The sequence below is a fragment of the Microbacterium sp. UBA3486 genome, from assembly GCF_002377845.1.
In the GTDB taxonomy this organism is placed as follows: Bacteria; Actinomycetota; Actinomycetes; order Actinomycetales; family Microbacteriaceae; genus Microbacterium; species Microbacterium maritypicum_A.
In genome coordinates this window covers 38,483-50,257 of record NZ_DFQP01000083.1, presented here as the reverse complement: position 1 = coordinate 50,257, position 11,775 = coordinate 38,483, and the positions used below count along the sequence as shown (strand labels likewise).

Annotated in this window: 9 protein-coding genes and 1 tRNA gene; 4 read left to right on the top strand and 6 right to left on the bottom strand. The window is 67.2% G+C overall.

Annotation, left to right across the window (positions count from 1 at the left end; translation table 11 throughout):
• A complete protein-coding gene (locus B2869_RS12225; RefSeq protein ID WP_292766941.1) occupies positions 1–498 on the bottom strand; it encodes a hypothetical protein in 498 nt (165 codons plus the stop codon).
• 143 nt (positions 499–641) lie between these two features.
• Between B2869_RS12225 and B2869_RS12220 the strand changes: the two genes are divergently transcribed.
• Together B2869_RS12220 and pepN are read left to right on the top strand one after the other, a co-directional pair.
• Positions 642–3,104 (top strand): tetratricopeptide repeat protein, encoded by a 2,463-nt coding sequence (locus tag B2869_RS12220; protein ID WP_292766939.1) that lies wholly within the window; start codon positions 642–644, stop codon positions 3,102–3,104.
• Positions 3,105–3,155: 51 nt separating this feature from the next.
• Positions 3,156–5,639, top strand: a complete 2,484-nt coding sequence (gene pepN, locus B2869_RS12215) for an aminopeptidase N (RefSeq protein WP_292766936.1) — start codon at positions 3,156–3,158, stop codon at positions 5,637–5,639.
• Between the two features lie 20 nt (positions 5,640–5,659).
• Here the strand turns inward: pepN and B2869_RS12210 are convergent, their stop codons facing one another.
• From B2869_RS12210 to B2869_RS12200, 3 genes are all read right to left on the bottom strand, one after another.
• Positions 5,660–6,586: a S1 family peptidase gene (locus B2869_RS12210; RefSeq protein WP_292766933.1), complete on the bottom strand. Its 927-nt coding sequence runs from the start codon at positions 6,584–6,586 to the stop codon at positions 5,660–5,662.
• Positions 6,587–6,705: 119 nt separating this feature from the next.
• The gene (locus B2869_RS12205; protein WP_292766931.1) at positions 6,706–7,602 is read right to left on the bottom strand and encodes a phosphotransferase; all 897 of its coding nucleotides are present in this window, start codon (positions 7,600–7,602) and stop codon (positions 6,706–6,708) included.
• A gap of 2 nt (positions 7,603–7,604) precedes the next feature.
• Positions 7,605–8,243 (bottom strand): MBL fold metallo-hydrolase, encoded by a 639-nt coding sequence (locus B2869_RS12200; protein ID WP_292766928.1) that lies wholly within the window; start codon positions 8,241–8,243, stop codon positions 7,605–7,607.
• 150 nt (positions 8,244–8,393) lie between these two features.
• Between B2869_RS12200 and B2869_RS12195 the strand changes: the two genes are divergently transcribed.
• A tRNA-Glu gene (locus tag B2869_RS12195) sits at positions 8,394–8,469 on the top strand.
• 113 nt (positions 8,470–8,582) lie between these two features.
• On the opposite strand, the gene B2869_RS18770 is transcribed toward B2869_RS12195, so the two are convergent.
• Positions 8,583–10,478, bottom strand: coding sequence for a tyrosine-type recombinase/integrase (locus tag B2869_RS18770; protein ID WP_414683273.1), 1,896 nt, complete (start codon positions 10,476–10,478; stop codon positions 8,583–8,585).
• A 310-nt stretch (positions 10,479–10,788) separates the two neighbouring features.
• Between B2869_RS18770 and B2869_RS12180 the strand changes: the two genes are divergently transcribed.
• The gene (locus tag B2869_RS12180) at positions 10,789–11,202 is read left to right on the top strand and encodes a hypothetical protein (protein WP_292766925.1); all 414 of its coding nucleotides are present in this window, start codon (positions 10,789–10,791) and stop codon (positions 11,200–11,202) included.
• Positions 11,203–11,207: 5 nt separating this feature from the next.
• Here the strand turns inward: B2869_RS12180 and B2869_RS12175 are convergent, their stop codons facing one another.
• Positions 11,208–11,702 (bottom strand): hypothetical protein, encoded by a 495-nt coding sequence (locus tag B2869_RS12175; protein WP_292766922.1) that lies wholly within the window; start codon positions 11,700–11,702, stop codon positions 11,208–11,210.
• Positions 11,703–11,775: the final 73 nt, after the last annotated feature.

Genomic DNA, 11,775 nt, shown 5'->3' with positions numbered 1-11,775 from the left:
TCAGGGCTTGTACACGATGGCGACGTTCAGCTGATCGCCCTCACGTGCCCACGCGAGCCAACGCGGCTCGACCGTGCCGGTGAGTCGCTGGATCGGGATCACGTAGATCCCCTGGTCCAGCCGGCTCAGAGCGCGGAACTCGGGCTTCTTCGAGATCCAGATGGTGCCGCCCCCGTCCCAGGGCTCGAGGCAGGTGTACACATAGCCGTGTGCGCGCAGGTTGACCTGGTCGGCGAGGGCATCCGCTCGTTGCCGGAGTTCGGAGACGACCTCCGCGGGCACGGTTCCGTCGAGGGTGAAGGCCGCGACGTCGTACACGTTCCCCTCGCCGTAGTCCCGTGTGGTGAGCAGCGTCAGCTCCGTGACGCCCTTGTCGGCGGTGCGGGTCCACAGTGCGTGCGAGCTCTTGGCCCGCTTGTTCATCAGGAACCCGCCGAAGTTCATCTTCTGAAAGGAGAAGTCGTCGAGTTTCGCTGCGATCGCTGCACGTGTCGTCATGGGGTTTGTCTCCTCGTCCGGGAGGTCGCGGTCGGCCTCTCCGTCGAGCGAGCATAGGGGTGATGAGCACAGGGCCGTCCGACTCCGAACGAGCCCGAACGGCCGCCGTCCGTCGCCGCGACGGCGTGCCATAGGCTCGACCCATGCCCGCGCCGCGCACCCTCGACGAGCTCTGTCTGGGGCTCGGACGGATGCGCGCGAACGCGGGATCACCGTCGTATGCCGAGATCGCCCGTCGCATCGGCGGCCTGCGCGACGGCGCAGAGCCGCCCAAGGTGACCGTGTACGACTGCTTCCGCCCGGGGCGGAGGCGACTCGATGAACGCCTGGTCGGCGACATCGTGCTCGCCCTCGGCGGTGACGATGCCGAAGCCGGCATCTGGCGGGAGAACGCGCGTCTCCTCAACGGTGAGAGAGCGGGTGTGCACGTCGAGGTGACGCTCGATGTTCGGGACGCGGCGGGAGCGAACGTCGGACGGGAAGAGCTGCTGGCCTCGGTCCCCGAGGCCGAAATCCTCCTCCTCACCGGTCTGCCGGGAGCGGGGAAGACCACTCTCGCGACGGCGCTGGCCGGTCCGTCACCCGTGCTCACCGTGCATCTGCGCGAATCGGACGTGGATCGTCCCCGAGCCGACCCGATCGACGTCCTCCGGCGGATGCTGGGAGCCCTCGGCGTCCGCTCTCTTCCTTACGAGCTGTCGCGGCTGCGCGAAGGGCTGCAGTCCGCGGCGCGAGGCATGACCGTGATCATCGAGGACGCGGGCGATGCCAGGCGTCTCGCCGCGCTGCTCGTCCCCGGTGTGCGATTCATCGTGACGACGCGCGTCGACCTCGCCGACCTGGAGGAGCGGATCTCGGCGATGGGTGCACGCGTGGCGCGGATCGTCGTCCCACCGATGACGAGCGCCGAAGCCCTCCGACTCCTCACCCATCTCCTCCGGGGGGATGACGCGTCGTCAGGGGCCGATGCCGACGCCGACGTGAACGTGCACGCGGATGCGCTGCGCCGCATCGTCGCCGTCGGCGGGGGTCTCCCTCTCGATCTCGCGATGCTGGCGGGGATCGTGCGGGAGCACGAGGGCTGGTCGTTCCAGGATCTCGCATCGCGGTTCGAGCACGAGCCTCGTGATCTGCGCATCCGCTCCGTCCTGGAGGCGGCGACCCGGTCGCTGTCCCCCTCCGAGGAAGCCCTGCTCGCGGACGTCGCCCTGTTGGACAGGGACATCGACGAAGGAGTGCTCCTGGCCGCGGGCGGGGCGTCGTCCGCCCGCGATCTGCACCGGCTGCACGCCCGCCATCTGGTCGAACTGCGCGACGGCCGGGTGCGCATGCACGACACGGTCTTCGCCTTCGCTGCGTCTCGGTCACGATCACTGCGCCCGTCGTCCACCCGCAGAGGGTTCGTGGAGAGGTCCGCGTCTGCGGTGCTCGCGCGGATCCGCGAAGATCCCGACTTCGCCGCACGTGCGGTCACGACGGTGCTCGCGGTCGCGGCGGCGGCCCGCGAGCACGGCCTCGACTCCTCGGTGGAGCGGCTGGCGATCGAGGCGCATCCCGCGCTCTCACGCTGGTCGTTCTGGAACGAGTCGCTGCGGCTGCACGATCTCGCGTCGCGAGGAGAGGGGCTCGACCTGGTCCCGGACATCGCCCTCGGCATCGCGCACTGCGCCGAAAAGCTCGGGCGCCTCGACGAAGCGTTGGTGACCCTCAATCGCGTGCGCCGCATCGCCTCGGGTGCGGCGCTGGCGCGCACGTGGAATCAGATCGGCAACGTGCAGCGCTGGATGAGTCACCTCGATGAGGCTGTGGAATCGTACGAACGAGCGATCGCGCACGCACGGGACGCGGGGGACCGGATCGTCGAGGGCCGTGCCACCGGGAATCACGCCGACACCCTTCGTATCCTCGCCCGCTATCCGGAGGCGCTGGAGCGCTACGCGAGTGCCCTGTCCATGGCGCAGGCCGAAGGCGATGAGCTCAACATCGCCGTCGTCCGTGGCAACCGCCCGCTGCTGCTCCTCGCCATCGGTCGACTCGATGACGCGGAGGTGGAGCTGCACGGGCTGTTGGACGAGTCGAATGGCGAGCCGCTGCCCTTCGTCCGGCGCACTCTGGCCCTCGTCGCGGAGGCACGAGGCGATGATGTTCGCGCCCGCGAGCTCTGTGCGACTGCGATGCAGACGCTGGCGACCGCGGGCGAGTATGCGACCTCTGCCGACCTCGTGCTCCTGCACGCGCGTATCGACGGACGAGCGGGAGATGTCCGGAAGGCGAAGGCTGCCGCGGAACAGATCCTCCGTGAGGCGGAGCGCGCGGGCTCGCCGTTGATCGCGACAGAGGCTGCGAACTCCCTCGCCGAGATCCTGCTGTCTGCGAACACGGAAGACGCGGCGGATGCGGGCGCGGTCCTGCACGAGGCTGAACGACACGCACAGGAGGCCCGGAGCATCGCAGAGGCGACCGGTGATCGTGCCGAAGTGGCACGAAGCGATGCGATTCTCTCGTCCATCGCGCGGGTGCGAGAAGACGAGGAGTCCGCCGAGGCACGCGCTCACGCTTCGGCACAGGTCTACGCCGAGATCGGGCATCGTCTCCAGAACGCCTGATCCGTCGCACGAGGGTCTGCCCGCCTCGCCTCCGGATGCCAGGATGGAAGCATGGACACAGCCAACCTCACCCGCGAGGAGACCGCAGCGCGATCCGCTGCCGTCACCGTGCACCGCATCCGCGTCGAGCTCGATCTGACCGGAGCGCCGGAGCGTGCTCGGACCGGGTTCCCCAGCGTGACGACGCTCGAGTTCGACGCGACCACCGACACGACGTGGCTCGACTTCATCGGCGAGGGCGTTCAGCGGGTCTCCGTGAACGGGGTCGACCAGGAGATCGTCTACGACGGGGCACGCATCTCGCTCTCCGGGCTCGCCGCGTCCAACCTCGTGCGGGTCGAGGCGGTCGGAACGTACAGCCGTTCCGGTGAGGGACTGCATCGCTTCCACGACCCCGTCGACGATGAGACCTATCTGTACACGCAGTACGAGCCGGCGGATTCGCGACGCGTCATGGCATGCTTCGAGCAGCCCGACATGAAGGCCGAGTACACATTCGTGGTGGACGCGCCGACCGGATGGGAGGTGCTCTCCAACCAGTCTCCGACGCATACCGACCTCGGCGTCGGTGTGCAACGTGTGGAGTTCGCCCCCACGCTGCCGATCTCGAGCTACATCACCGCCGTCGCTGCGGGACCGTACTCCCGCGTGGATGGGGAGTGGCAGCGCGGCGAGCAGAGCGTCACGCTCGGGGTGTTCGTCCGGAGGTCGCTCGCTCCGCACCTCGAGGCCGAGGAGATCCTCGAGGTCACACGCCAGGGTCTCGACTTCTTCACCGACGCCTTCGCCTCCCCGTATCCGTGGGGCAAGTACGACCAGATCTTCGTTCCGGAGTACAACCTCGGTGCCATGGAGAACCCCGGTCTGGTCACGTTCACGGAGTCGTACCTCTCCCGCGGCGCGGCGACCGATGCGCAGCGCGCGGCTCGCGCCAACACGATCCTGCACGAGATGGCCCACATGTGGTTCGGCGATCTCGTCACGATGACGTGGTGGGACGATCTGTGGCTCAAGGAGTCTTTCGCCGACTACATGGGAGCGCACGCCTCAGCGGTCGCGACGCGCTATCACGATGCGTGGGTCAAGTTCGCCGCGAGTCGCAAGGCATGGGCGTACCAGCAGGACCAGCTGCCGACGACGCACCCCATCGTGGCGGACATCACCGATCTCGAGGCCGCCAAGCTGAACTTCGACGGGATCACCTACGCCAAGGGCGCCGCCGTGCTCAAGCAGCTCGTCGCCTTCGTCGGGGACGAGGCGTTCTTCGAGGGGGCGCGGCGCTACTTCGCCGTCAACGCGTTCGGCAACACCACCCTCGACGACTTCCTGGTGCAGCTGAGCGCCGTGTCGGGGCGCGATATGAGCGACTGGTCCACGGCATGGCTGCAGACGTCCGGCGTGTCGACGCTCTGGACGGAGACCGACCCAGAGGGACGACAGATCCTCGTGCAGACCGACCCACGGCCGCATCGACTCCGGATCGGGCTGTACGAGCGCGCGGACGGTCGTATCGTCCGCCGTGAGCAGCGCGAGCTCGACGTGGTCGGAGAACGCACGGAGCTCGACCTGCCCGAGGCCGATCTCGTCCTGCTCAATGACGATGACCTCACATACGTCAAGGCGCGTCTCGACGAGGGCTCTCTCGTCACCGTCGAGGAATCCCTCTCGGCGATCGACGATCCGCTGGCCCGTGCACTCGTCTGGTCGTCGTTGTGGAATGCGACGCGCGACGGCGAACTCGCCGCGCAGCGCTATCTCGCGATCGTCCGCTCCCATGCGCCTCACGAGTCCAATATCGGGCTGCTGACGGGAGTCCTCGCCAACGCGATCTACACGATCCGCCATTATGTCTCCGCGACCAGCCGCGAAGAGGAGCAGCGGACGTGGACCGACGGCGTGTGGAGCGCGCTGGTATCCGCCGAGGCCGGCAGTGACGCGCAGCTCTCCTGGGCACGGGCGTTCGCGACCGCATCCGCTTTCGACGACGAGCATCATGCACAGGTGCGAGCACTGCTCGAGGGTGATGCGCCGGAGGGACTCGTCATCGATCCCGACCTGCGCTGGCAGCTGCTCGGTGCGCTCGTCACCACCGGACATGCCGACCTGGCCGATGTGGCGGTCGAAGAGCAGCGGGATGACACGGGCGACGGTCGAACAGCCGCACGCCGGGCTCGGGCATCGCGCCCGGATGCGGCGGTACGTCGCGACGCGTGGCAGTCCGCCTGGGAGGATCTCGCGCTCAGCAACGATCACCTCGATGCCGAGATCAGCGGCTTCCGGGCCGGCGGGCGGCGCGACCTGATCGCCGGGTTCGACGCGGAGTACTTCGCCAGGATCGTCCAAGCCTGGGACGAGCGCAGCATCGAGATCGCACGACGGCTGGTCATCGGTCTGTTCCCTGCCGGGGACTCCCTGGATGCCGTCGACGCGTGGTTGGCCGCCAACACAGCGGCGCCTGCGGCATTGCGGCGTCTCGTGGTCGAGCAGCGCGACCACCTCGCGCGGGACCTCCGGGTCAGGGCCGCACAGGACTGAGCCTGCGCGGCCCCGACTGCTCAGCGTCCGAGGGCCTCCTTGAGGGCCTTGCCTTCGCTGCTCTCCGCCATCGTGTCCCACAGGTCGGCAGAGCTCAACGAGACGTACACCCCAGGCGCTCCTTGTCCGCCGCATCCGTCCCCGTAGGAGACGACACCGATCTGATAGGCGGTCTCGCGAGCGGGCGGCTGGCGGAAGAGGGGGCCGCCGCTGTCGCCCTGACAGGAGTCCTTGCCGACGACCCCGGCGCACAGGTTGACGCCGGGCCGGAAAGCACCGTAGCTGAGCTCGCACTCGGCAGTCGCGAGCATCGGCACCTGTACCTGACGAAGACGGTCGGGGAAGTCGGCGAGAGCGGTGTCCGTGTTCCCCCAGCCGATGACGGTCGCACTCTGGCCGGGGCGCAGCAGGGCGTCCGTCCCCTTGGTCGGCAGCTTCACCGGGACGATGCCCTGGACAGGCGCGTCCAGCACGAGGAAGGCGACGTCATAGGCACTGTCGCCGGCGAGGTAGCGTGGATGGACGATGGGCTCGCCGCCGGGGGACTCGGACAGCCCGCGTTCCTGTCCCTGCGTACCGTCGGACAGCACCGTACGACCCACGACCACCGAGACGCCGTCGACGTCGATCGTCGGCAGACCGGTGAGGGAGTCCGTGCCGGTGACGCAGTGCGCTGCGGTCATCACCAGCGTCGGGCCCAGGAGCGAGCCCCCGCAGAAGGATTCGCCGCCGGCCTGGAGCGAAGCCATGAACGGGTAGGCGTCGTTCGGGACCGCCTGGCCCCCGATGATGCGCGACAGTGCGCGTTCGTCCTGGTCCGGCGGCGTCGTGCCGTCATTCGTCGTGGCGCCTGCTGCGGGCCCGATCAGCAGGCTGGCGCAGATGACGGCGGCGCCGGTAATCCCGGCGCCGAGAATCATCTTCGTTCTGGATCGTACGGTCGTCATGGTGATCTCCGTTCAGATGAGTGATGGGTAACACGCTACTGCGCAGTCAGTACACCACGTCCGAAAACCTGTGGCAAGGATGAGCCCCGCACGTCGGTCGCCCGCCCCCGCGCGCGGCCTCAGCAGGAGGAGGAACCGCCGGACAGCTCCAGAGCGGTGTCGTGGCCGAGCGCGCGCAGGTCCTCGCGATCGTCGCTCGAATGGCAGAGGATGGCCGCGACGGCTGCTGCCCAGGCGCGAGCGCGCATCCAGGTGGCGTCGTCGTATCTCGATGCCGTCGCGCGCCGGAACACGTGTCGGCCTTCGGCGTCGAAGGCGAGCCACCCCGCGGCGAGATCGTAGGCGGGATCGCCGGAGGTCACATCACCGAAATCGATCAGTGCGGAGAGGCGGTCGCCGTCGACGAGGATGTTGCCGGGGTGCAGATCACCGTGGATCCAGGTGCTCTCGGCCGCGGGTGCGGCGTCCAGGCCCGTCTGCCAGAGGGCATCGAGAGGCTCCGCGAGCGCTGGGGCGAGGTCGTCGAGGCGCGAGCGGATGCTCTCATTACGAGCACTCAACGGGACGCCGCGCACGGGATTCCGGGGCGCATCGACGGGCGCGTCATGGTGCAGGGCGACCAGCACCGCGGCGAGCTCTGCCGCCCAGGAGGTGTTGTCGCGACGGGCGCGACCGAGCGCCTGGCTTCCCGGAAGCCACGGCACGATCGACCACGGCCAGGGGAACATCGGCGTGGGTGCGCCGGCGAACACCGGAAGAGGGGTGCGGACGTTCGTGGGGGCGAGGCGGAGGGCGATCGCAGGGAGGGCGCGCTGTTCGTGCCTGATCAGAGGCGCCGCGCGTTCGCGGCGGGGGATGCGCACCGCGAGGTCGGGCCCGAGGCGCCACGTGACGTTGTCCCATCCCTCAGCGACGCGCGTCAGGGGAAGCGCTGCCCATTGTGGCGCGACACCGTGGAGGAGCTCTCGCACATCACGCTCGGCGAGGGTGAGCTCGGCGGCGGGGGAGTCCGCCATGCTCAGAGATCGAGGGATTCGCCGGGCTCGAGGACGAAGAACTCGCCGCCGCCCTGCTCCGTGGCCCACTGCAGTCGCTGTCGGTGCATGTTCCTGCCGATCACGGACAGCGTCATGTCGTGGGTGCCGAACGCGCGGCGCGGGGCGACAGCGAGCACGTAGTCCATCGCCTCACCGATCTTCAGCCAGGGGGCGCCGAGCGGCGCGGCCAAAGTGCCGACGGCGACGCCCTCGGGAACCGCGTAGGAGTCGCCGGGGTAGTAGAGCTCGTCGTTCACGAGGACCCCGACGTTCTCGACCGTCGGGAGAGAGGCGTGGATGACCTCGTGCGTTCCGCCGAAGAATCGCAGAGTGAATCCGCCGATCTCCACGGTGTCTCCGGGGGAGACCACCGTGATGTCGTATCCCTCGGCCGCGCGGGCGACACCCGCGGGCGCGAAGATCGGCGTTCCGGGCGCTGCGCGGAGGAGGCGGTCGAAGTGATCGGTCGTCCAGTGGTCCGGATGCTCATGGGTGATCACGATTCCCACCAGATCGGTGAGGTCGTTCAGGGGTGCCGTGAACGATCCGGGATCGATCAGAAGGGTCTTCTCGTTCGCATCGAGACGGAGGGCGGCATGTTCGAACTTGGTGACGCGCATGGCATGAGTCAACTCCTTCAGGTCGCCCACGGCAAACGGAATCGGTGCGCCACGCCCGGGATTCGTCTCAGGGCGGCGCCGATTTGGCGCAGTGAGAATCGCCGTGGCATACTTGAACGGTTGTCGCGCGACGGAAACGTTTCGCCAGACGGCCCCATCGTATAGCGGCCTAGTACGCTGCCCTCTCACGGCGGTAACGCGGGTTCGAATCCCGCTGGGGTCACCAACATGAAAAGCCCCCGATTCCCTTGAAAACACAGGGATCGGGGGCTTTTTCGTTGTCAGGACACGGAACCGTTGGGGAAGGCTCAGAGCCCAATCAGACGCATTTCGGACGCATCACTTCTGCCAGACCGGGTCGTCCTCTGGAATCGGACGCGTTTCGGACGCACCGCGAGAGAAGTCGGTGTCGGCTGACATCGCCCAGACGATCTCGTCCATCCGCCGCGCTACGTCGTCGAGGTCGGTCTCGAAGAGGTCGGAGTACACATCGAGCGTGACCGACGCCTTCTCGTGCCCTAGGAGGCGCTGCACGACCTTCACGTTCGCGCCCGCGCTCACCGCGAGGCTGGCGCATGTGTGACGCAATTCGTGCGGCTCCAGGTCACCCAGTGGACGCGGGATGGGGAGGTCTGCTTTCAGCGCCGCCGCCCGAGCCTCAGCATCCATGAGCGCGACCGCAGGAGTCAGCCACCCGGAGCGGAACGTTGCATTCCGCAGCCAGGTGCGCGTTCGGGCACCAACGAACAGCGGCTTCTGCGCGAGCGCCGCGAGCCCCTGCTCGATGATCTCCTTCTGGCGCGGGTCTTTCGCGGCACGCTTCTCTAGCCGCTCGATCTTCGCTGGAATGCCGTCGCGACGCTTCGTGAGCACCTCAGGACGGGGGAGACGTGCGAGCTTGCGCTCCGCGCGCGCTATCGACTCATCAAGAGCCTCGTAGGGCAGTTCGGTGGCGATGCGCTGCACACGGTCTGCATTGATGCCCGCAATGCGCTCGTTGAGCACCCGGCGCGCTTCGGTGACCTCGGCGATGTAGGCGGTCATCGTGTTGTATTTCGTGCGAAGGTCGGCAATCTGCTGCTCGCGGGTCGTGATCCGCTCAAGGTGTGCGGTCAGCCGCGCGATATCCTCGACGATCTCAATCTCCCGACGCTCGACGTGCTCGGTGAGCATCGTCGCGAGGAATCCGGGGATAGGCACCTCGCGTGCCTCATAGTTCTTCGGAACGTCCTCGACTTGCCGTCCGCCAACGAGCACGATGGTGTGTCCGATGTGGATACGTCGCTTCTCGAAATCGACATCGTCGATGCGGAGCCCCGAGACCTCCGACCAGCGGAGCCCGCAGTACGCGAGAAGTGTCGTTATCACCCCGTAGCCGTGAGATTCACCGTCGTTGGTGCGATTCACCGCGTCATGCAACGCAGTGACCTGCTCGTGGCTCAGGTAACGCTTCTTCTGCCGCACGACCTTGGGGAGGGTCAGGTCGTGGACGGGGTTCACGGCGATCCGCTTCGAGCGCATCGCGTGCTTCATGATGCCGCGCAGAACGGAGACGTACTTACGGATGCTCTCCGCTTCGCCTGAGAGGGTGTTCACCCAAGCGTCCACGTCGGCTTGCGTCAGAGCCCCGACGCGGTGATCGCCGAGCACGGGGATGATGTGCTTCTCGACGATGCCTTCGACGCGAGCGAGCGTGGACAGTTTCCCGTTGCGCTGCGCGGTCGCGGCTCGGCGGCGGGTTAACCACTCCTCAGCGACGACCGCGATGGTCTCCCGACCCCGCGCGGGGTCAACGAACGTTCCATGCGCGCGGGACTGCTCCAGATCGCGCAGGAACGCCTTCGCGGAGGCTTCCGTGCGGAAGCCCGCCTTTGAGCCCTCACGTCCGTCTGGCTTGCGGTAGCGCGCCTTGTAGCGCACGCCCTTGGCTGATTCGTACTTCCTGATTCCTGTAACCACGAGTGCATCATGGTCGGGACCGACGCAAACGGAATCGAGCGGCATCTCGGCAGCTTCCGACCATGATGCAAAGCGTCCGATTCCGACCTCCTTTGGAGCCTCATGCGTGCGACCCTCTACATAGAGCACTTGGTGCTGGCGTTCCCTGGAACTGCGTCGGTCGAATGGCGCTCGGAGATAGCCTCGGCGCTTGACCGAGCACGATCGTGGTTCGACCTCGATGTCGTCCTCGTCGGTCGCGATCGTCTCGACCCTGCACTGCACGATGCTGTCCACGAGCTTGATGCTGACCGTGTGATCTTCGGGGAGCACGATCACAGCACACGTCCTTCGTTGGTGCTGTAGCCCTCGATCTGCGACCGCACCGCGTGCGTCACGCGTGGCTTCTCACCACATCGCTCGCGGGACGCCTTCCGACCGCAACGAGCGATTCGATCGAGAAAATGCGCTTGTGGGCTCGCGTTCGCGTCCTGCCCGTGCGCAGTGATGTCGTGACCCCGGTAGTGGCGGAGGACCTCGAATCTGTCTTCGCGGACTTCGCCCGATCGAAGGGCGAACTGTGAAGCGGCGGACGGTCGCAGAGCGCGTGATCCTGGAGTGCTCGACTTTCCTGAGTCCGCTCGTCGAGCCCGAGGACGTGATGGGCGCTGCTGTCGCGTTGCATCAGGATGTTGCCGCCTGGCTCCCCGAGGCGGAGGTGATCTGGCTCTACGCAAGGGAGCGCACCCTCTCGACCTACGGCAAGTGGCTGCGGGCGAGGATGGACGCCGAGGGGCTGCGGGTCTCGACGCGCGGGTCGGTCATCGTTGGACAGCAACGCTCCCGGATGCTGTGGCATGTGCGTCCGGGAGAGATCAGCCGACCCGAGGGCAACTTCGAATACGACTTGCAAGCTGACCGAGTGCGCGAGTTCATCGTGGAAACCGGTGCGATGTTCGACGGGCAATTCATCGCCGACGAGGTCGCTGCCTACAAAGCGTTGATGTCGTTCCCCTCGTAGCGCGGTCAGTTCGAGTGAACACCCTCGTCAAGATGTTCGTACGCTGCGCGCATTTCGTCGGTCACGTCTGTTCCGAGACCCTTCGCTCGACCGCCCGTCAGGGTCGTGGCGTTCGTCCACCCGCTCTTCGAGCCGTGTCCTGACACCTCGTCACTCGTGAGTTCGCGAGCGTAGGCGATGTCGAGAGTTGCAGGGTCGAAGCTGATGAAGATCGCGCTGGTGAATTCGAACGACCGGAACTGACTGAACTTGCCGCCGTTGCCCGCCATTATCCGGGCTTTGACCTGGATGCGATCACCTGCGACCGTCGTCACGTCGTGGGACTTCGTTGAGTTTGGCTCCAGGGTGCCGCCCCGAGCGATCCACACGATGCGCTCCGCAACGTCGCCGAGCGGGGCGTTCCGGCTGCGGACGATGCCGCGTCGGAGAAGCTCGCGGAGCGCGCCTTCGATGCGCTCCAGTAGTTGCCGCGCGCTGAGGGCGGTGAGATCGTCGGACACGTTCGCAGGCTAGCGGACCCGTCTCCCTGGAGTCGTCGGACCCACTCGATAGATTGAGCTTGAGGTTTCCCCG